Origin of the sequence: Sagittula stellata E-37 (assembly GCF_039724765.1) — a bacterium.
In the GTDB taxonomy this organism is placed as follows: Bacteria; Pseudomonadota; Alphaproteobacteria; order Rhodobacterales; family Rhodobacteraceae; genus Sagittula; species Sagittula stellata.
In genome coordinates, this window is sequence record NZ_CP155729.1 from 366,128 (window position 1) to 386,136 (window position 20,009).

22 protein-coding genes and 2 pseudogenes are annotated in these 20,009 nt (G+C 64.6%); 9 read left to right on the forward strand and 15 right to left on the reverse strand.

Annotation, left to right across the window (positions count from 1 at the left end):
- Positions 1-4 precede the first annotated feature (4 nt).
- The 10 genes from allE to ABFK29_RS01860 form a co-directional block, all read right to left on the reverse strand.
- Positions 5-742 carry a (S)-ureidoglycine aminohydrolase gene (gene allE / locus ABFK29_RS01815; RefSeq protein ID WP_005858598.1) on the reverse strand — a complete coding sequence of 246 codons (738 nt, stop codon included), beginning with the start codon at positions 740-742 and terminating at the stop codon, positions 5-7.
- The gene (locus ABFK29_RS01820) at positions 739-1,866 is read right to left on the reverse strand and encodes a M20 family metallopeptidase (protein ID WP_005858600.1); all 1,128 of its coding nucleotides are present in this window, start codon (positions 1,864-1,866) and stop codon (positions 739-741) included. The genes allE and ABFK29_RS01820 overlap by 4 nt, the downstream gene beginning before the upstream one ends.
- 3 nt (positions 1,867-1,869) lie before the next feature.
- Entirely contained in the window at positions 1,870-2,808 is a 939-nt protein-coding gene (locus ABFK29_RS01825; protein WP_005858601.1) for a polysaccharide deacetylase family protein, read from the reverse strand.
- A 4-nt stretch (positions 2,809-2,812) separates the two neighbouring features.
- Positions 2,813-3,715 (reverse strand): polysaccharide deacetylase family protein, encoded by a 903-nt coding sequence (locus ABFK29_RS01830; RefSeq protein ID WP_005858602.1) that lies wholly within the window; start codon positions 3,713-3,715, stop codon positions 2,813-2,815.
- Positions 3,712-4,449, reverse strand: a complete 738-nt coding sequence (locus ABFK29_RS01835; RefSeq protein WP_005858604.1) for an aspartate/glutamate racemase family protein — start codon at positions 4,447-4,449, stop codon at positions 3,712-3,714. The genes ABFK29_RS01830 and ABFK29_RS01835 overlap by 4 nt, the downstream gene beginning before the upstream one ends.
- 42 nt (positions 4,450-4,491) lie before the next feature.
- A complete protein-coding gene (locus ABFK29_RS01840) occupies positions 4,492-5,304 on the reverse strand; it encodes an ABC transporter permease (protein ID WP_005858605.1) in 813 nt (270 codons plus the stop codon).
- Complete coding sequence (locus tag ABFK29_RS01845) at positions 5,301-6,155, reverse strand: ABC transporter permease (RefSeq protein WP_005858607.1); 855 nt, start codon at positions 6,153-6,155, stop codon at positions 5,301-5,303. Before ABFK29_RS01845 ends, ABFK29_RS01840 begins: the two co-directional genes overlap by 4 nt.
- Positions 6,152-7,216 carry an ABC transporter ATP-binding protein gene (locus ABFK29_RS01850; RefSeq protein ID WP_005858609.1) on the reverse strand — a complete coding sequence of 355 codons (1,065 nt, stop codon included), beginning with the start codon at positions 7,214-7,216 and terminating at the stop codon, positions 6,152-6,154. The genes ABFK29_RS01845 and ABFK29_RS01850 overlap by 4 nt, the downstream gene beginning before the upstream one ends.
- 3 nt (positions 7,217-7,219) lie before the next feature.
- Positions 7,220-8,251: an ABC transporter substrate-binding protein gene (locus tag ABFK29_RS01855; RefSeq protein WP_005858611.1), complete on the reverse strand. Its 1,032-nt coding sequence runs from the start codon at positions 8,249-8,251 to the stop codon at positions 7,220-7,222.
- A gap of 108 nt (positions 8,252-8,359) precedes the next feature.
- The gene (locus ABFK29_RS01860) at positions 8,360-9,985 is read right to left on the reverse strand and encodes a thiamine pyrophosphate-binding protein (protein WP_157136459.1); all 1,626 of its coding nucleotides are present in this window, start codon (positions 9,983-9,985) and stop codon (positions 8,360-8,362) included.
- Between the two features lie 726 nt (positions 9,986-10,711).
- Between ABFK29_RS01860 and ABFK29_RS01865 the strand changes: the two genes are divergently transcribed.
- Complete coding sequence (locus tag ABFK29_RS01865) at positions 10,712-11,566, forward strand: DUF4394 domain-containing protein (protein ID WP_005858615.1); 855 nt, start codon at positions 10,712-10,714, stop codon at positions 11,564-11,566.
- A gap of 302 nt (positions 11,567-11,868) precedes the next feature.
- Here ABFK29_RS01865 and nikR read toward each other — a convergent pair whose 3' ends face one another.
- Positions 11,869-12,336 carry a nickel-responsive transcriptional regulator NikR gene (nikR, locus tag ABFK29_RS01870; RefSeq protein ID WP_005858617.1) on the reverse strand — a complete coding sequence of 156 codons (468 nt, stop codon included), beginning with the start codon at positions 12,334-12,336 and terminating at the stop codon, positions 11,869-11,871.
- A gap of 128 nt (positions 12,337-12,464) precedes the next feature.
- Here nikR and ABFK29_RS01875 point away from each other — a divergent pair, with 128 nt between their 5' ends.
- The 7 genes from ABFK29_RS01875 to ABFK29_RS01900 all read left to right on the forward strand — a co-directional run bounded on the left by ABFK29_RS01875 (position 12,465) and on the right by ABFK29_RS01900 (position 16,109).
- Entirely contained in the window at positions 12,465-12,746 is a 282-nt protein-coding gene (locus tag ABFK29_RS01875) for a hypothetical protein (RefSeq protein WP_005858618.1), read from the forward strand.
- Between the two features lie 204 nt (positions 12,747-12,950).
- A complete protein-coding gene (locus ABFK29_RS01880) occupies positions 12,951-13,397 on the forward strand; it encodes an ABC transporter permease subunit (RefSeq protein ID WP_347099967.1) in 447 nt (148 codons plus the stop codon).
- Positions 13,394-13,609: an ABC transporter permease subunit gene (locus ABFK29_RS01885; RefSeq protein WP_005858622.1), complete on the forward strand. Its 216-nt coding sequence runs from the start codon at positions 13,394-13,396 to the stop codon at positions 13,607-13,609. The genes ABFK29_RS01880 and ABFK29_RS01885 overlap by 4 nt, the downstream gene beginning before the upstream one ends.
- A complete protein-coding gene (locus ABFK29_RS01890) occupies positions 13,606-14,463 on the forward strand; it encodes an ABC transporter permease (RefSeq protein WP_040604494.1) in 858 nt (285 codons plus the stop codon). Before ABFK29_RS01885 ends, ABFK29_RS01890 begins: the two co-directional genes overlap by 4 nt.
- Positions 14,460-15,032, forward strand: coding sequence for an ATP-binding cassette domain-containing protein (locus tag ABFK29_RS01895; RefSeq protein ID WP_005858626.1), 573 nt, complete (start codon positions 14,460-14,462; stop codon positions 15,030-15,032). The genes ABFK29_RS01890 and ABFK29_RS01895 overlap by 4 nt, the downstream gene beginning before the upstream one ends.
- A 257-nt stretch (positions 15,033-15,289) precedes the next feature.
- Entirely contained in the window at positions 15,290-15,595 is a 306-nt protein-coding gene (locus tag ABFK29_RS25135) for an ATP-binding cassette domain-containing protein (RefSeq protein ID WP_083803441.1), read from the forward strand.
- A gap of 361 nt (positions 15,596-15,956) precedes the next feature.
- Positions 15,957-16,109, forward strand: coding sequence for a hypothetical protein (locus tag ABFK29_RS01900; protein WP_157136460.1), 153 nt, complete (start codon positions 15,957-15,959; stop codon positions 16,107-16,109).
- A gap of 59 nt (positions 16,110-16,168) precedes the next feature.
- Here the strand turns inward: ABFK29_RS01900 and ABFK29_RS01905 are convergent.
- Together ABFK29_RS01905 and ABFK29_RS01910 are read right to left on the reverse strand one after the other, a co-directional pair.
- Positions 16,169-16,758: pseudogene (locus tag ABFK29_RS01905) on the reverse strand (IS91 family transposase); the annotation flags it as partial.
- 186 nt (positions 16,759-16,944) lie between these two features.
- Positions 16,945-17,154, reverse strand: a pseudogene (locus ABFK29_RS01910) (tyrosine-type recombinase/integrase); the annotation flags it as partial.
- 184 nt (positions 17,155-17,338) lie between these two features.
- Here ABFK29_RS01910 and ABFK29_RS01915 point away from each other — a divergent pair.
- Positions 17,339-18,145 carry a class II glutamine amidotransferase gene (locus tag ABFK29_RS01915; RefSeq protein WP_005858634.1) on the forward strand — a complete coding sequence of 269 codons (807 nt, stop codon included), beginning with the start codon at positions 17,339-17,341 and terminating at the stop codon, positions 18,143-18,145.
- 212 nt (positions 18,146-18,357) lie between these two features.
- Here the strand turns inward: ABFK29_RS01915 and ABFK29_RS01920 are convergent, their stop codons facing one another.
- Positions 18,358-19,119 carry an endonuclease/exonuclease/phosphatase family protein gene (locus ABFK29_RS01920; RefSeq protein ID WP_347099972.1) on the reverse strand — a complete coding sequence of 254 codons (762 nt, stop codon included), beginning with the start codon at positions 19,117-19,119 and terminating at the stop codon, positions 18,358-18,360.
- 169 nt (positions 19,120-19,288) lie between these two features.
- On the reverse strand, positions 19,289-19,819 hold the full coding sequence (locus ABFK29_RS01925; protein ID WP_005858638.1) for a hemerythrin domain-containing protein: 531 nt from the start codon (positions 19,817-19,819) through the stop codon (positions 19,289-19,291).
- Between the last annotated feature and the right edge of the window lie 190 nt (positions 19,820-20,009).

The window sequence follows — 20,009 nt, forward strand, 5'->3', positions numbered from 1 at the left end:
GCGCTCATCGCTCCGCCAGGGGGGACCGGTTGTAGTTCTTGTAGATGAGATAGCGCGAGGGCGTGCGGCCCAGGGCGCCGAACCACTGTGGCACATGCGGCCCCATCCAGATCGCGTCGCCCGCGCCCACCGGGTACCATCGGTCGTCCAGCCGGTAGACCCCGCCGCCGTCCAGCATCAAAAGGCCATGTTCCATGAAATGCGTCTCGACATAGGCAAGCGAAGCGCCGGGATGGAAGTTCATGATGTTGAACTCGCCGTCAAAACCCGCATCTGTGGGCAGCATCTTCTGCACCATCAGCCAGTCGTCGCCGCGCAGGGGGGTGTTGTCGATCTCGGCCACGGATCCGAAGACCGCGGCGGGCAGCGCGCCGCGCGACAGAAAACGCCATTCGAATAGCACGAAACGCGTGTCCGCGCCGGCATTCAGTGTCGCGCTGTCGCCGGGTGGCAGGAAGGCAAAGCCCTCGGGTTGCAATTCCTGCCCGGTCGAGGTTTCGATGCTACCCTCCAGAACGAAGAGGAACCGCGCGATGCCCTCGCGCGCGGGCGCGATCTCTGACAGGCCTTGCGCGCTGCGCACCAGCGCCATGGCAAATTTCGCGCCCATGTCTGGGCTGATCAGGACCGCAAGCTCCGCACCCGGCCAGTCGGGCTGGGTGATCCATTCGTGGCTCTCGGGAGTGAGCAGCCCATGGTTGCGCCGAATGTCCGAGCGGGTTTGTCCGAAGCTGGGTCTCATGAATTGTCTCCGGTCGGGCGTGCGCCCGCATAGGTCAGGATGAGCTCGCGCAGCAGCGCCTCGCGCCGCGCCAGCGGCGCGACGAGGATATGCTCCTGCGGCGAATGCCAGTTGTTGCCGATCGCCCCGAGCCCGTCGAGCGTGGGCACGCCAGCTGCGCAGGTGAAATTACCGTCGCTGCCGCCGCCTGAGCGTGTTTCCACCATGGGCGCACCCAGACCAGCGTTGATCTCGCTCGCACGGGCGAACATGGCGAGGGTCTCCGGTGTGCGCGCCAGGCTCGGCTTCTCGATCTCGCCAGAGACGGTGATGCTGACTTCGGGATCGTCGGATCCCAGGCCCTTCAGCCGTGCCTCGACCGCATGCCCGAGCGCATCATCTGCAAAGCGCACGTCGATGTCGCAGGCGGCATGGCCCGCGACCACGTTCGGTTCTGTGCCGCCGCGCACGCGGCCGACGTTCACCGTCGTTTCCGTTTCCAGATCGGTCATTGCCTCGAGCACGCCGATGGTTCGGGCCATTTGCAAGATCGCCGAGCGCCCGTCGGCAAAGGCCGATCCGGCGTGGCTTTCGCGGCCTTGGAACTCCAGCGTGTACTTGGCGCGGCCCTTGCGAAAGGTGATGGCCTCGTCGCCGCGCGCCGGTTCGGGGATCAGCGCCGCGCCGTGCTTGCGCGCCTCGGCCTGGATCATGGCGTGCGAGGTGGGCGAGCCGATCTCCTCGTCGGAATTGTAGATCAGCGTAACCGGCCCCGGCAGCGCGGTGCCACTTTCGACGATGTTTCGCATGGCGCAGAGCGCGAGATACCCGCCGCCCTTCATGTCGGCGATGCCCGGACCGTACTGCCGGTCACCGTCGCGGTGGATCTCGACGGTGCCGGGGGCGCAGACCGTGTCGATATGGCTGGTCACCAGCACGCCCGGCCCGTTCCCTCCGGCGAAACGGGCGATCAGGTGGTCGCCCATGCCGTCACGGCCGGGAATGCGCTCGATCTCACAGCCCAACGGCTCCAGCTCCGAGGCGATCAGGTCCACGAGCTGCGCAATCGTCGCAACCGAGCCGGTGGGCGTGTCGAGCTCGACCCAGCGCATGATTTCCTTCAGGATGTCTTCGCTTGTCATCATGGGTCAGGTCAGGCTGTCTGCGTAGTCTTGCCAGATGCTCGGCGCAAGCTTCAGCGTCCCGGAGGCGGGATAGCGCGCCTGCCAATGCGCGGCGATCTCGGCACCAGTCGCGGCCCAGACGCCCGGATGCGCCATGGCTTCGCGCAGGGCGGTGGCGAGGTTGTCGAAGCGGTGACCCCAGCCCGACCGCGCGGGCGAAACGCACAGGTTGAAGTAGCGCCCACGGCGGTACTGCGCGCGGAACTCGGCCCGCCAGTTGTTCAGCAGGGCCTGCGGGCGTTCCAGCCCCGTGCCCTCGCGCGGGAACATCAGGAAGAAGGTGTCGTCGAAATGGTAGTAGTAGGGCAGTGCCAGCAAGGCCCCGGCCTTTTGGGCATCGCTCACCCAGTAGTAGGGCGCGTCATCCGCCAGACCGTTGCCGAAGTAGGCGTAGCCCTGCGCCCTGAGCAGAGCGACCGTGTCATCGGTGGCACAGCCGGTGGCGGCGCGGTCATCGGGACGCGAGAGCGCGTACCAGCCCTTGGGCGCGGCCCCGGTCGCACGGGTCAGCACCTCGGTGGCGCGGGCCATGTGCTCGGCCTCCTGCCCCGGGGCGAGGGTGGCCGGGTCTTCGCCCAAGAGCCCCTGCGCGGCGATCTCGTGCCCTGCGGTCAGGATGCGTTCGATCACGTCGGGATAGGCCTCGGCCACCACTGCGGGCGTCGCGAAGGTGGCGCGCACGCCGGTTTCGGCAAAGAGCGCAAGGAAGGCATCAAGCCCCTGGGTCAGCCCGAAGTGCCAGGTCGGGTAGGCCAGGTCCTTGGCGCCGATGCCCGTTCCCTTGGCGGCGGGGTTGAGGTTGACCGTCAGCCCCAGCGCCATCTGCTGCCCGTCGGGCCAGGCGATGGTGCCGTCACGCATGCCGATTTCGTCGGATGTGGTGTAATTGTCTTTCCAGGGCATGGGCTTACTCCGCGGCGGGCGTGTAGGGGTGCTGCGTCAGGATGTGCTGCGCAAGCGTGTCACAGGTCGGGAACCAGACGCCCGGCAGGGTCTTCATCCGCTGGATCAGCCGCTGCAGCATGTCGACCCGCATGGCATGGCCCGACACGAAGGGATGCAGCAGGAAGTTCACGTAGCCGCCCGTCTTGTATTGTTGCAGGAAGGCGTCCCACCAGATCTCGAAGACCTCGTCCACATCCATGACCCGCTGCGCCTGATTGGGCGTGTCGAGCCAGCCGAAGCTGAAGAACATCGCGTCATCGAGCGCGTAGTGGAACGGCAGCTGCAGGATCGGATTCTCGCCCTGCGCGTCAAGTTCGTAGAACGGCAGGTAATCGGCGGAGGTGAAAGAGTTGTAGACCACGCCCTTCGACCTCAGCAGCCCGGGGGTGTGGCTCGAGCGGGTGCCGGTGATGGGCTTGCCCGCGATCTGCGACAGCGCCGCGAGGGTGCGGGTCAGGTGCGCGTCCTCGATCTGCGGATCGGCATAGACCTCGTGTTCCCACATGTGATCGGCCAGCTCGTGGCCCTTGGCGACGACGTGGTGCAGGACCTGCGGGTAAAGCTCGCAGATGCGGCCCGGGGTGAAGAGCGTGACCTTCACATCTTCCGCGTCGAACATCTCCATGATCCGCCACACACCGACGCGGCCGCCGAACTCGCCCTTGGCCTTCTGGCCCCAGGGTTCGTTCAGCAGGCGGCGCAGCAGCATCGCGTCGAAATCGAGGGTGAAGTTCACCGCGAGCTTCACACCTTCGGGGTAGGCGAAGTCCGGGATCGGGATGCGCCGCGCACGCTGGAACCGCGCGGTGTCGACGAGGCCCTGGAAGGCGTCCGGGGCCGGGGCGGTGGTGTCCTTGGGGGTCATTCCGTACTCCGGGTCTTTGGGGAGATCTGGGGGTCGCGAGGCAGGCCTGCGCGGTAGAGAACGGCCGCCTCGGCGGCCTTGAGCCCGGCGATCACCGGGTTGACGATTGGCACGCCGACCGCCTGCGCCAGTTTTCCGGGCAGACCGGGGATGAAGGACAGCGCGAAGCAGCCCAGCACCAGAATGTCGGCGCCCTGCGCGACGCAGTCCCGCGCCTGCGCGACGATGGCCGGCAGGTGCGTGTCGGGATCGCGGTTGAGATCGGCGACCGACCCGCCCACCGTCACCTCGGAGACAAAGCTGCCTTCTATCCCGATGCCCCGGATGCGGCGGCGCAGCCCCGGCGGGGTCGGATCCGACGAGAGCACCGAGAACCGTTCGCCCAGTTGCACGGCGGCCAGCATGCCCGCCTCGCCCGCGCCGATCACCGGGATACCGGCGATCTCGGTCAGCGCATCGACGGCGGGATCGCTGAAGCAGCCGACGACTACGGCGTCGTGATTGTCGGCCCAGCCGGCGGCATCGGTGCGCAGGGCCGGAAAGACCATCGCCGCATCGGCAGCGCTTTCGATGGCAGAGGGGCCATCCCCGAGCGAGGCGATCTCGACCCGGGCGGACGGGGTCCATCCCTGCAGCATTGCCGCGCGCCGTTCGACAGCTTCTGTTCCGGCGGTGCGGTGAAGCGGGCTGGCAAGCTGGTAGAGGATACGGGGCGGGGCCGACGGATCGGACATGGGCAAAGTCTTTCGCAGGTTGGTGCCTCTGACCGGGGCCGGTCAGAAGGCGCGTTGCAGGCCGACGAGTTTCTGCACCAGTGCCACGCCGAGGATCGACAGCAGGATCGACAAGGTCGCGGCGGCGGCGGCGGTGGGCTTGAACTCGTAGGTCAGGAAGTCGAACAGCGCGAGGGGCAGGGTGTTGCCGCCAAGTGGCTTGAGCAGCAGCGAGATGGTGTAGAGATCGAAGCTGTTGATGAAGGCGAAGATCCCGCCCATCGCCAGCCCCGGCATCACCAGCGGCAGGATCACCAGCCGGAAGGTCTGCCACCCGGTCGCGCCGAGACTGGCGGAGGCTTCCTCGAGCGAGGAAGGCACCTGCCGCAGTGCGGCGGCGATCGAGACATAGGCATAGGGGAAGGACATCAGGATATGCCCCATCTGCAACCCGAGCACGGTCTTGGCCATCTGGATCTTGTAGAGGAAGAACAGCAGGCCGACGGCGGTCAGCAGCTCGGGCACCAGCAGCGGCAGGGTCATGCCCAGCTGGAACCAGCCCGAAAGCCTGCCCGAGATCACCTGTCCGGCCATGGCCGCCATCATTGCGACGCTCATGGTGACAACGGCCGTGATCGCGCCGATGCGCAGCGACATCAGCAGCCCGTCCACCAGGTCCTGCCGGTTGAAGAACTCGACGTACCAGCGGAGCGAAATGCCCTGCGGCGGGAATTCGATCATCAGCCCGTCGGTGAAGGACGCACCAATGATCATCACGAGCGGCGCCAGCAGGAAGACGTAGAGCAGCACGATGAGCACGCCGAAGCCGATGTTGACTGGCTTCTGATGCGGGAAAGTGTTGGTCATCTCGCTCATGCCTTGGACCTTTCCATGAGCCGCGAGGTCAGCGCCGTGAACAGCCCGACGACGAGGATGGTGGAGACCGACAGCACGATGGCGAGCGCCGAGCCGAAGGGCCACTGGAACGTGCCGGTCAACTCGCCGATGATGAGCGTCGGCATGTAGCTGACCATCTGCCCACCCAGCAGGGCGGGGGTGACATAGGCGGCCACGGCCAGGACGTAGACGAGGATCATGCCCGGGTAGATGCCCGGAAAGCTCAGTGGCAGGATGATGTCGCGGAACACCTCGCGGCGGTTCGCCCCCATCGAGGACGAGGCCTCGACCAGGGTCGGAGAGATGTTGCGCAGCGCGTTGTTGATCGGCAGCACCATGAAGGGCACGAAGACGTGGACCAGCGCCAGGATCACCAGTCCTTGCGTGAACAGCAGGCGCAGCGGTCGTTCGAGGATGCCGAGCGCCAGCAGCGTCTCGTTGAGCGGCCCGTTGAGCGCCGCCGCGATCATCCATCCGAAGTTGCGCACCAGCACGCCGGTCATCAGCGGCGAGGCGATGCAGGCGTAGAGAAAGACCGCCTTCAGCCCGGCGGCCTTCGACATGTGCCAGGCGATGGGATAGCTGACGATCAGGCAGAGCACCGTCACCGCGCCTGCTGTCAGAAGCGAACGCGCAAGCACGGACCAGTAATAGCCGTCGCCCAGGATGCGGGTGTAGTGCATCACGGTGTAATCTTCGCCGAAGGGCGCAGAGGTCCCCGGCGTGCGAAAGCTCATCTCGACCATGTTGGTGATCGGCAGGATCATGAAGACGAAGATCAGCGCGATCGCCGGGATGGCGAGCAGCAGCCTGGGGCTCTTCAGGGTCATGGCGCGACCTCGGGCATCAGCCAGGCGTGACTGCGGTCGATGTCGATGCCGACCTCGTCGCCGGTCCGCACGTCCGTGTTGGGCTCCGCCGCCAGCTTCAGGATATTGTCCCCCGGCAGGGTGATCTCGCAATGCAGCGCCGCACCGAGGAAGGCAGACTTGGTAACCCGGCCCCGGAAGGTGCCCGTCTCGGGCGTGGTCAGCGACAGGGCCTCGGGGCGCAGCAGCAGCTCGGCCGGGGCGCCCGCGCCGATGCCCGGCACGCCTTCCAGCTCGAGCGTGGTGCCCGCGGCGGTGATGGCGTAGCGGCCCTCCGCCTGGGGCGTGACCGACTGGCAGGTCAGGAAATTCGCCTCGCCGGTGAAATCGGCGACGTAGCGCTCGACCGGCCTCTGGTAGATCTCGCGCGGGGTCGCGAATTGTGCCACGCGGCCCGCCTTCATGACCGCAACCATGTCCGACATGGCCATGGCCTCGGACTGGTCGTGGGTGACGTAGAAGGCGGTGATCCCGGATTGCTGCTGCAAGTCCCGGATAAGCCAGCGCACCTCGTCGCGCAGCCGCGCATCGAGGTTGGCCAGCGGCTCGTCGAGCAGCAGCAGTTTGGGTTTCAGCACCAGCGCGCGCGCCAGGGCCACGCGCTGCTGCTGGCCGCCGGAAATCTGGCGCGGCAAGCGGTCGTCAAGGCCGCCCAGCCGCACCAACTCCATCACGTCGTGAACCCGGGTCGCGATCTCGGATTTCGACAGCTTCTGCAGTTTGAGTCCGTAGCCGATGTTCTCGGCTACGGACATGTGTGGAAACAGGGCGTAGTTCTGGAAGACCACGCCAAAGCCGCGACGGTTGGCAGGGACGCCGAGGATAGACTCCCCCTCCACCATGATTTCCCCGCCGTTGGGCTCTAGGAACCCGGCGAGGCACCGAAGCGTGGTGCTCTTGCCGCATCCCGAGGGCCCGAGCAGCGTCACCAGTTGGCCGGACTCGGCCTTGAGTGACACGCCGTCGAGCGCGAGAAAATCGTGATACCGCTTGCGCAGATCCCTGACTTCAACCGTCGCCATAGCTCAGATCGTCCGTTCCCAGAGGTCGTTCAAGGCCGGCATGACCGCGAGCGTCTCGTCCCAGTCGAAGCGGATCGCCTTGCTGACAATCTCCGGCTGCAGCGGCCACTTCTGAAGCTCTTCGGGCAGTTCGACAGTCTTGTTGGTCGGCGCGATGAGCCAGTTCTCTGCCATCCACAGCTGGATTTCCGGCGACAGCACGAAGTTGACGTAGTCGAAACCAAGCTGTTTGTCCGGGCTGTTCTCGAACACCGAGAACGAGTGGTCGAACACCAGCATGCCTTCTTCGGGCACCACGTAGTCGATGGGCAGACCCTGTTCCTGCATGGACTTGACTTCGCCAAGGTCGATCGGCGCGACGGCGATCTGGCCCTGCGACAGCAGCGGCGTCAACTGCGCCGAGTAGCCGATCTGCGGGAAAGGCGCGAGTTCCTTGAATTTCGCCACGGCGGTCTCGATGTCGTCGCGGCCCGAGCCGAAGTGCTCGCCGGCCCAGAGCGCCATCATCGTCGCGGCGGAGTTGGTGATCTTGTACAGACCCAGCTGGCCTTTGAAACGCTCGTCCCAGAGGTCGGCCCAGCCCTTCGGCGGCTCGTCGACCATGTCGGTGCGATAGGCGATGACCAGCGGGGCCAGCATGCCCGTAACGGCGGTGCCGCCCTTGAGGATCGCCGGCTCGATCACGTCCGCCAGGTTCGGCACGTTCTCGGGGGTCAGTTTGGCAAAGTACCCGTCATTCCGGATCATTGCCGTATATTTCTCGTTCAGCATCACGGCCGGGAACGGCGGGTTGTCCGGGCCGGCTGCGCGGAAGTTCGAGATCCAGGCCATGCCGAGGCCGATGTCGAGGTCGAAATCCTTTCCGATCTGCTCGGCGAATTTCGGCATGACGTGCTGGCGCCAGTCGTTTTCCCAGCGGCCCCCGAACATGTTCACGATGAACGTGTCGGACTGGGCAATGGCTGGAACGCCGATTGCGCCAAGGGCCGCGGCACCGGCCGAGGTCTTGAGGAAGCTGCGTCGCGTGAGTGTCATAAGGGAGTCTCCTGTTGGTCTTTTATTGAGGTCGGTCGCGGCAAAAGGGGAGGAACTAGCCGCGACCGACCGGTCTTCCTGCCGTTCGGGCGGAATTTCGGGGTGGCCTTACATCTCGATCATCGTGGGATCGAGACGCAGGTCGATCAATACTGGGCCAGAGCGTTCGGCGATGGCGGTGCAGGCCGCGTCGAGGCTCGCATCATCGCTGACCCGCACCGTGGCGAAGCCCAGCGTCGCGCAGGTCGTGGCGAAATCGATCCGGGCGATCATCGACAATTGGGGGTTCATCTTGCGGTTGGTGAACTGCACATGCTCGGCACCAAAGCTGCCGTCGTTGCACAGGATCACGACGAGATCGGCCTGTTCATGAACCGCGGTCACGAGTTCGCTCAGTCCCGATAGCGTGAACCCACCGTCGCCTGCGACCAGAACCGTGGGTCGGTCCTCGATGGCGGTCGCGGTGCCGATTGCCTGGCCGAGGCCGCAGCCGATGGCACCGAAATGCGACGTGTAGACAAGGTCCTGCGGCTGGGTGACCGGCAGGTTTCGCCAGGCGGTGGTAACAAAGCGCCCAAGGTCGGCGACAAGCACTCGCTCTGCCGGCAACGCCTGGTGCAGGCGGCGCAGCGCCGGGGTTATGTCGACGGTGCCGGGGGCGGTCTTTGCCGCGGCGGGCACCTGCGCGAAGGTCTCGGCCTCGGCGCGCAACCGCCGGGCCAGGTCGTCATCGGTGACGCCCGATCCCGGGATATCGGCCATGTCCAGAAGTTCGGCAAAAGCCCGCGCCGTGCCGGCGATGTCGCCGATCAGGCGCAGCGTCGGCGTGTCGAGCCGCGGCGTTTCCTGCACATCGGGAAGGATCTGCACCACGCGCTTGCCCTTGGTATAAGCCCGCTCCTCGGTGGTGTGTTTGCTCAGGCTCGCGCCGAAGGCAAGGATGCAGTCCGACTGCATGATGACCTCGGTGGCTGTCGGGTGACTGAGACCGCCACAGATGCCGAGATCGAAGCGCTCGCCGTGGAACAGGCCCTGCGCCTTTAGCGTGGTGGCGACCGGGGCCTCGATGCGCGCCGCCAATTCCAGAAGGGCCGCACGGGCCTCGGGGTTCGCAGCTCCCCGGCCCGCAAGGATCAGCGGGCGCCGGGCCGAGGCCAACATGCCCGCCGCCTCTTCCAGAGCATCGCCCGAGGCTGGTGCAAATGCACAGTTGGGCACCGGCGCAGGCGCGGTAGGCGCAGCGAAGTCTTCCCACATCAGGTCGACGCGCATGTTGAAAACAACCGGGCATCGCCGGTGCGCTGCAATGCGGAACGCGCGGTCGAGGTCCTCAATCGCGGTGGCCGCGTTCCGCATTTCGACGAACGCAGCGCCGGAACTGGCAACGACCTCGCGCTGGTCGATCTTTTGCAGGTGTTGCAGGTCCCCCGGTGCGGTATCGCCGCACAGAACCACCAGCGGAATGCCGCCGCGCGCCGCCTCGGCCAGTGCAGTCACCACATTGGTCAGCGCAGGCCCATGGGTGATCGTTGCAACGCCGGTGCGACCTGTCGCCTGAGCAAAGCCGATCGAGGCGAGTACCGCGTTCGCTTCGTGCGTGCAGGCGATATAGCGACCGTGCCCGTCTTCGACATAGGCGTCCACCATGAAGAGATTGGCATCTCCGACAAGGCCATAGAGGTGTGTGACCTCGTGAGCAGCTAAGGCCCGAGCCAGCCCCTGATGCAGTTTCATGGTGTTCGCCATATCTTTCATGTCTTGTCGTTGGCCTCATCCGTGTCTTGAGATCACCGTAGGCCCGCTCGCATCGTGACAAAAGATCATTTTAAATAATGTAATAGTTCCCAAAAGTTACTTTATGGAGAGCCCTGACACGCTGGAATGGGAGCATGGAAAATTCTGGAATTCATCATCCTGCTTGCGCAAATTCGGCACCGCCGCGGTGATTTTTCCAAAGGCCGGAGCTATACTTTGAGAGCTCTAGACGACTGTTGCGCCTCTACCAGAGCCATTCGCGTGAGAAAGTAGGCAAGGAATCGATAATCGCTCGAGCAGACTGGCGCCCAAGAAACGGCAACCGCGAATGTCCGGTTTTGCAAAGTTACATTGAAGCGTCACGAAGTGCTTTCATCTACGAGAAGATCGACATGGAGCGCAGTTTGAAACGCTGAATCTGCGGTACGCTTCACACGTCGCATGGCCGCAATGGGCTCGGAGCAGACATGCGGAAGCGCAAACTCGTCGCAGCGTCATCGCGATCGCAGAATGCCTCCGGAAGAAGGCGGTCCTCACTTGGTCCTGACGCAAGAAAGAGGTGCGAAGCGGGTTTCCGAAGACCTCGTGTATTCCTGCCTCGCGAGAAAAAGAGCTTCAATAGGCTGAAACCGTGCCGCCGGTTCATTCGTGGTTTGGTGCATCTGGCCGGACTGATGCTGGCTGACCTTAACAACAGGATGACCCATGTTTTTCAAGACCACGCTTCCCGTCGCCGCTCTTTCGCTCGCTTTCGGCTCTGCCGCCCTGGCCCAGGATCATGCGGGCATGATGGGCTACGCCTTGGCAGAAGATGGCGGAACGCTCGTCACAATGGCGGATATCGCACAGCCCGGCGAAGTAGAAACCTACGCGCTTGAAACCACGCTGCGGGCGATCGCCTATCGCCCCGTGACGGGGCAGCTTCTCGGGTATGCCGATGGCACGATCTACGAAATCGATCCAACGTCGGGTGCGCTGACCGACCTCGGCGCAACTTTCATGGAAGATGCTATGATCGGAGAAGGCGCTGTGGCCTTCGATTTCAACAACCAGATCGACGCGGTCCGTGCCGTGGGCGCCGACGGATCGAATCTCGTGTATTTCCCCGATGGCTTTGGCGACAACGACGAGCGCGCAAACTCGGTCCGCCGTTTCACCGATGCCTTCTACGTCGAGGGCGACATGTCGGCCGGCGCCGAGCCCCAGATCTTCGCCAATGCCTACACCAATGCCATTTCCGGCGAGACGGCCGGATCGACCGCCCAATACGCCATCGACGCGCGGGCCAACGCGCTTGTGACCCTGGCCAACAATGCAGGCGAGCTTGCCAGCGTCGGCTACCTGACGCTGGACGGCGAAACGGTCGACGTGACCGACTGGGGCGGCTTTGACATCGTCTCGCCCGAGGAAGGCACCGACATGGCCTATGCGCTCCTGCAGATCGATGGCGAGGATATGGCCGGGCTCTATTCCGTCGATCTTGAAACCGGCGCGCTGACCGAACTCGCTGAGCTCGGCATGGGCGGCTTCAGCGGCTTCGCCGTATCGCAGGGGATGTAATCTCCGGGCCGACGCTGGCCTCTCCAGGACGCGCCGTGCCACTTCAAGGCCCCCGGTTCTTTCGGCCGGGGGCTGAAGCTCATGAACGACCAAGGCGGTGAGCTGGGCTCGAAACCGATCTGCGCCGCCGCAGCGAGCCAAGCCCTTGGCGCAACAGCGGCCGTCGCTCCCCGACCCGGTCCCAGCATTCGTATTGCGGGCAGGTACTACCGATGTCGGCCTGTCGCAGACGCTCACGGCTGCGGCGGTTCGATTTTGCGAGAACTTGGCCCAACTGACGGCTTCGGATCACTTTATCAGGGTCAGAACCGATCCTTGATAGTCAGGTGACTGTGCCGGTGCGGTTGGCCTCTGCCGTGCTGGTGAACCTGCTGGACATCTTTCACCGGCACCAAGGACAGTTGGCCGTGACGGATGCCGCGTTCGGCGAAGAGACCGTGCGCGTCGTCCTCCACATCTGCCACTCGGCCGCTCATCACGGTCACCTCCATGGCATTCGTGTGGTCGAGCGGCACCGACAAGGCGGCAACTGCCTGATCGTGACTGGAATGGCAGGTATGGGGCACGCGCCGTCCCAATTCGCGGGCGGAGAAGTCGAGGGTGTAGCTGACGACCCCGATGCACTCCACCTCCTGTGGCGTGTCCCGCGTCAGGGAACGGCGCAGAAGGGCGCGGATCGCCTCCGACCGATTGATTGCGCCGGACCGCTCCAACTGTTGGTCCAGTTCGGCCAGCAGGTCGTCTTCGATGGCGATTGTAGTCCGCTGCATGACCTTCTTCGGTCCTTTGCGGCCAAGTATCCGTGGGCGGCACGCTGGGCGTAAGCAAGTCCGCGCTTTAAAACGATGAGCCACAAAACATGAGATATGCGTCTATATTTCTTGCTGTTAGGTTCCGCATGCTTCGCCCGCTGTATACCGCTGCCGTCGCCCTGACGCCGCTGCTGCCGGCAACGGGCGAGACCACCGAGGCGGGCATGCCGATCGGCAACGACGTGACGGCAGACCGGGCGATCCGGGTGGCGATCAATCAGGCACTCCACCGCGAGGCGCTGGTGGTGCTTGCGCTGATCGGCCACGGACGACCCGCTATGGGCCCCGCCGACGACCTGCCCTGGGACAATCCCAAAGCGGCGATCCCCGGCAAGGATCCCGCCACTGCTGTGGAGACTCTGGGCTGACAGTGACGGCGACGGCATCCGTGAGAAAGACGGGCTGCGCGCGACCTTGCGGATCCTGTACCCCGCAAGCGACAGCACACGGCAGGCGCTGGCGCTCGGCGCTTCGCCAGCTGGCGCAGGGCGATCTTGGGCAATCTATCACCTTCAACGCGCCGGTGGTGCAGGTGATTGCTGCGCGGCTGCTGGCGTCTATGGGGCGCCTTTGTGCGGTCCTTCTGGCTCGGCACCCTGCTAGCGCTGGTAGCTGCCGCGACGCGCGGGCGTTGGCCCGACCGAGTGATCCGCGCCATTGCCGTCGTGCTTGCCGCCAGCCCGGGGTTCTGGGTGGCGAAACCGCTGGTCACTTTCTTTGCCGTCGGGCTGGGATGGCTGCCCGCCTGCTGCGCAACGCCTCCCGGGCAACTGGCCACCGAGGTCTCGTTGGCGGATCGCTGGCGTCACATGATCCTGCCGGTTGCCACCCTTTCAGTCGTGGGCATCGCGCCGCTGGTGCTACACACGAGGCAGAGCCTGACCGCCTTTCTCGACAGCCCCGCCGGGCGGCACCTTTCGACCCACGGCGCCCGCCGGGCGGCACCTTTCGACCCACGGCGCCCGCCCTGCGGCTGGCCTTCGGCCCCTGCTTGTAGCACGCGGCCGGGGTCGCGATGACCGTGCACCTCGCTGGGGCCGGAGAGCTCTTCGGCGGCTCGGTGCTGGCCGAGGCGGTGTTTGCCTGGCCCGGCCTCGGGCAGGCGACGGGGGCGGACGCGCCGATGCCGATGGGGATCGGGCTGGCGACGCTGCTGTACGTCTTCGCCGGTAATCTCTTGGCGGACATTGCCGCCCATCTGACCGATCCACGTTTGAGGCGACCCATATGAGCGAAAGGGCCGAGCTGACCCTGGCGTTGCCTGCCCGCCGCCGTAACCGGCGGCGACGGGCGATGCGTCACGAGATCGTCGCGCTGGCGCTTCTGGGCATTGTGCTGGCGGGGGCGGCGCTGCTGCCAGAAAGCGCGCTGTCGAAAAAACACCGCCGCCCGGGCGCTGCCACCGCAGGCGGCGCACCCGATGGGGACCGATATGCTGGCCGCGACATCGCCGCCCGGATCGTCGCCGCTGTCGCTGGGAGTCTGCAGGTCGGACTGCTGGCGGCGGGGGCCTCGACCCTCGTCGCAGCGGCGCTTGGATTGGCGGTAACCTTCGGGCGCGTTGCGGATCACGCGGTCGGCGTGCTGACCGAGCTCGCGCTCGGCCTGCCACATTTCGTTCTGCTCATCATGATCGCCTTCGCAATGGGAGCCGGGACGATCGGCGTGATCGTCGCCGTCGCGCTGACCCATTGGCCGCGGCTCGCCCGTGTCCTGCGTCACGAGACCCGGACCATCGCCGCCTCCGAATACGTGGCCAACTCGCGCGCGCTCGGACGTTCGCGGGCTTGGGTCGCCCTCCATCACTTGGCGCCGCATCTCGTGCCGCAGATCAACGCCGGGTTCGTCGTAATCTTTCCACAAACCATCCTGCACGAGGCCGGGCTTAGCTTCATCGGTCTCGGGATCGAACCGCATCTGCCCTCGATCGGAGTGATGCTGTCGGAAAGCCTGCGCGAGGTCATGGCCGGTCACTGGCGGGTCGCCGCCACCCCGGGGCTTGGCCCAATGCTGGTCGCTCACGCTTTCGAACGGTTTGGTGAGGCGCTGCGCCAACTGTCGGACCCATTGGAGAGGCTGTCATGAGCCTAAAAGTCGAAGACCTGTCGGTGCGCTTTCTGACCGGCCCGGTGCCAGAGGGAGCCTCACTGTCAGTGCAGTTCGGCGAAATCGTCGGGCTGACCGGTAACTCCGGCGCGGGTAAGAGCCTTGTGGCAAAGGCCCTGGCCGGCGCGCTGCCGCCTAACGCCACCCGGACCGGCAAAATCACCATCGACGGTGCGCCGGTCGATCCACGACGCATCGCACTGGCCCCGCAGCGGCTGGATGCGCTGGATCTGCTCGCGCAGGTCAGCCGTCAGAACCAACGGTTCGCGCGTCTTGCTGGCCGATCCGCCAACGTGTCCGGCGCGTTGGCCGGCGTCGGTCTGCCGGCAGAGACAACGAGGCTCTATCCGCATGAACTGTCAGGCGGCATGGCGCGCTGCGTCCTGCTGGTCACGGCACTGGCCACCGGCGCGGACTGGATCGTCGCCGACGAGCCGACAGTCGGACCGGACGAGGCCACGGCGGGCCGGATCCTGTCCCTGCTTGCAGACCTGTCCATCGGCGGGCGCGGGGTGAACTTTTTTCGCATGACCTTGTCGGTTTGGTGAGGATCGCGTCCGGAGTCCTGATCTTTCGCCACGCCCGGCATGTCGAGACGGCAGCGACGTGCGCGTTCTCGGAAACCGGTCTGCGAGAAGAGTTTTCCTGCGCGCCGTGGCAGGCCAACTTGCACCGGCTGCGTCATGTTGAATGTCCGCGCACTTTCCCTCTCCTATGGCCAACGACAGATCCTTAGCGGCGTCGACCTTGACCTCGCCGCGGGAGAGATGATGGGCCTTGGCGGGGATCGGGTCGCGGCAAGACAATGCTGAGCCGTATCCTCGCAGGTCACCTGGAACCCGACTATGGCCAGGTTCTACTGGAGGGAAGGAGAGTGGCTTCGGCAAGACCGGGCCGCCCAGCCCCATTGCAATACGCCCCGCAATCGCCTGAACTGGCGGTCGACCGGCGCTGGACGGTACGCAAAATCCTGGCCAAGGGCACGGCACCCGACCCCGCGGTTCTTGCGGCACTCGGTATCCGGGGTATCTGTGCAAGCCGAGTGCCGGACCAATTGTCAGGCGGCGAGCTGGCGCGGGTCTTATTCGCGCGACTGTTCCACCCGGGCTAGCGCGTCCTGATCTGCGACGAGATCAGTTCCCAGCTGGATGCGATCGAACAGGGCGTGCTTCTGAGCGTACTTCTCGACCCGACCAGAGTGCGACCGATCGCGGTGCTGCTGGTCTCTCACAGTGGGGGCCTGAGGACCCGGGTCTGTGCCAGAAGCCTGTCGCTTGGTCGTCGGATAGGATCACGGGTAGGCCTGCGAAAAGCGGACGTTCGCCCAAGGTGCGGCGAAGGTCCGCTCTCCTGAAGGTTTTCCGATGCGGGCCGTGGTGCGACGTTGACTGCCAAGAGATGGCGGCCCGCGTTGACAAACCTCGGAAGGATGAAGCCGCGCGGGGCTTGGTGAGCGCTATGGGTAAAGAGCGATGACGGTTGATGCCACGCTGATCGAGATGGTGGCGGCTATTTGGCCGGTGGCGTTGACCGGCGGTGGGTTGCTGTCTTTCGATGCTGGCGGCAAGGTGCGTTTCACCTACTTGCCCCTGGGATGTCGATCCGAGGGAAGTGGCGCAGGGTGACATCACCGGCGCTGCGCAGGCCAGTTGACATTTAGGTATGCAGAGGGACGAGCGCTTCGTCATGCGGCCTGCCCATTAGGTGGTGCGCGCGACACCGGTTTCCGTCCCCGACGGAAGATCTCGACGATGCGCATCGGACCGCCGCAGTATGGGCAGGGTTCACGCAGGGTGAGCGTGACGATCTCGGCCTCGTGTTCCGGCACTGGAATCGGGTCTGCCATCGGGTCTCTGAGCGGCGCACGGACCCTGTTGGTTTTCATCTTGCGGATCCCGCTGGCCAGCAAGCCATAGTGTCGGATGCGGTGGAACCCGTTTGGCAGGACATGGATCAGGAACCGACAGACGAACTTCGACGTGGAAAGACGCACGATCTTCTGCCTGTCACCGGACTTGATGCGGTATTCCGTCCAGCGGAACGCGACGGTCTCGGCGTCGACGCTGATCAGGCGATGTTTCGAGATCGCGAAACGGGGGGTGTATCGGCTGAGGTAAGCAAGCGCGGCCTCCGGTCCGCCAAAAGGTGGTTTGGCATAGACGACCCATTCGGATTTGCGGAACGGCGCGAGCCAGGCGGTGAAGGGATTCGCCTGCGCAAGTCTTCGAAATCGCCGAAGAAGGCCAGTTCTCCGGCACGATGAAGGGCCAGCAGCTCGCCGAGATCCTCGGTCCGGCAAGCTTCGATCGCTGACATCACCTTGAGCTGGGAAAGGCTGACGCGTCCGGCATTGGCGTGCCGCCACGCAGGACCGTTGTGCTGGAAGCACGCCTCCGGCGTGATGGGCGCGAAAGACGTCAGAGATCTCCTGCTTTGGCAGGGGCACCGGTACCCGGGGCGCTAATGCATTCCTCGTCGCGGCGTCTCGTCCTGCAACAACTTGATCAGCTCGTAGGGGCTGATCGTGCTGAGGAGCGTGTGGGTCGCCACTTGGGTGTAGCGCGCCGTTATGGTCAGCTTGGCGTGCCCCAACAGGACCTGGATGACGCGAACATCCGTATTCGCTTCCAGCAGATGCATTGCGAAGCTGTGGCGGAGGGTGTGCGGTGTCAGCTTCCGGTCCCCAAACCGTCCTATGCAGGCATCTGCTTGGCAGCGCGTGGGTGCTTCAACCACTTGTCGCGTGCGTGCGAAAACCGTGGCGGTCGCCTGGGTCTCGGGTTTAGGTTCTTGGACCGGACCCTTTGGCTAACAGGGCGTTCGGAGAAACTTGTCGGAGACTGGAGCAAAGGCCATGTGTGAATTGTTCGCGATGAGTGCTGCGGAGCCGCACACGGTTCGGTACGAACTTGACCTCTTCGCCGCGGAAGGGGGAGAGAAGCACCGCAATCGTGACGGCTGGGGAATCCTGTTCGCCCAGGATCGCGATTGCTATGTTTTCCGCGAACCGGATCCCGCGGCGTCCAGCGAACTTTCCCGCATGGTCGTCCGCAACGAGCGTCCCTGCAAACAACTCATGGCGCATGTTCGCCGCGCCAGCGTCGGAGGGGTGGAACTGGCCAATACCCATCCCTTCGACCGCGTGGCTTGGGGACGACGCCACGCATTTGCGCACAATGGCGGATTGCCGGGGATCGAAGACCGCGCGGACACGCAGGATCTGCTTGGCCAGAGGGTCGGCGACACGGACTCCGAGCTTGCCTTCCTGCTGCTTCTCGACCGCCTGAACGCATCTGGCGCCACCGATCCGGCGGCACGCTTCGATGTCTTCACCCGGTTTGCCGGCGACATGTGCGATCTGGGAAGTGCCAACTTTCTGTTCTTCGACGGGGAACGCCTGTTCGTGCATGCCGACCGCCGACGCTTTGAAACCGAAGACGGTGTGACTGAGCCGCGCGAGCCCGGTCTGAACATGCGCAGCTTCGATGAGCGCCACGCAGGGCAGCCTTGGGTAGCGGCAGGCGCCAGCATCACGAAGGTGTCCGGCCCGTTGCATCTTTTCGCCTCGGTGCCGCTCGATCCGGAAGGTTGGGAGCCATTGGACCGCGGAACCGTGATGATGCTGAAAGACGGTGTCATCGAAGCGCAAGGTCGGGCCTGACCGCCTGCCGCAGTGACTTGGGTGAACCGGAGCGGCGCCAGAGAACATGGTTGATCTCGCCGAACAGGACATGCATCACGCCGTCACGAGGCAGCGCCGCAATCACAATGAACCCGGCCAGGCGCACTTGGGGTAACACGTCATCGCGCGGCAGGACGCGCAGATCTTGACGCCGGTGACGACCAGCAGATGCAGCGGCCGCAGGAAGCGCGTCAAGGGTTGCGCGTTGTGAAGGCGATATCGACGACGACCGGAAGATGGTCTGACGCCCGTTTCGCCAGCGCAGAGTGATGCACATGAGCCGAAACGGAGCGCAGTCCGGGTCCCAGCACAAACCTGTCCAGCGAAGCCGTGGGTCGGCTTGCGTGAAAGCTGAGACCCGGAGACACGACGGTTGCAGGGGCCGCAAACGGCAGTCGCCCGGAATTCCACTCGTTGAAATCGCCCGCCAGGAGCACCGGGTGATCGCAATCCTCAAGCCGCTTCTGCAGGGTCAGCATCTGTTTGCGCCGCATTCCCGGTGTCAGGCCGAGATGCACGCCGATCACTTCAAGATCGGGCTGGCGCAGGCGAACGGAGACGGCGCCGCGTGGCTCCATCGTCGGCAACAGGATACGTTCGGCAACGTGATCGAACAGACGCGATCGCACCAGGATCGCGTTTCCTTGCCAGCCGTGACTGAGAGGACGAATTGAAACATCGGTCATGATGTAACCGAGTTCGGTTTCCAGGCGATCGAGGGGCAGCACGCCCGCACGCGTGCCAATCCGCCGATCCGCTTCCTGCAAGGCGATGACATCCGCGTCGATCTCGCCCAACACATCGACGACCCTATGCGGGTCGCGCCGCCAGTCCAGCCCCACGGCCTTGCGGATATTGTAGCTTGCAACCCGCATGGATCGCTCTTCGCCGACACCGGGACGTGCGCTCATCGCGCGTACCTGCTTGGGACAGTTTTTATAGCCGCCATGCAAGGGCTGGCGACAGGATGCGCCGGTCCACGTCGCTTGAAACACCCATCAGTCGTGTCCCGCCAGCGCGGATCTTGCCGCCGGACCCAAGTCCGGCAGCCTTGGGAACCGTTTGCTCCAAAGACGGAGCCGCGGAACGAATGGGACCGGCGAACGTGCACGAAGGGGCGGATCAGGCGTTATCCAGCGTCTGCGCCGGCTCCTTGATATAGGCATCGACGTCCTTGTCCTTGACGGGTACGCCCGTCAGGTGCGCGCACTGGAACGCCAGGAATTTCACGCCCAGCTCATGGCGTACTTCAAGCGAGTTGCGCTTGCGGAAATCCACCAGGCCCTGACGCTCTTCTTCGCCCATGTGATCGCTGTTGGCGACCTCGCAGGCCGCAACCGCGGAGAACCACTCCGGCGAACCAACCTCGTATTTCTGCACCTCTTCGCCGGTATCGCGGATCTCATTGTGATCGTCGATTGCATCGCGCGTCTCATCGTCGGCGTCGTCAGCGTCGGCGGCACCGGTTCCTGTCTTCAGCAAGTCAGGATAGAAGAAGCGTTCCTCGGCCTCCGCGTGGGAGTCGAGCAGAGCCTTCAGGCGTCCCCAGATGGCTTTCAGTGCGTCGGTTTCGCTTGGGTCGATCTCGCTGATCGCGGCAAACAGACGGCGTTGTTCGGCATGATCGTGCAGGATGATCTGTGTGACGTCCATTATTGCCCCCTAGGCAACCAGATTATCGCTTGAAACGCATCCAGGGAAACCCCCTGAAATGTCGGGGTATTTTCTAGAGCGCCAAACTCCGCCTTCAAGTCCGTGGCTCCAGTTTTAAGACCGGCGCCGAACTCCGGCTGCGCGGAGTCCTTTCTTGCAAGTTTTTCGGTCGGGGCAATTGCTTGCATGC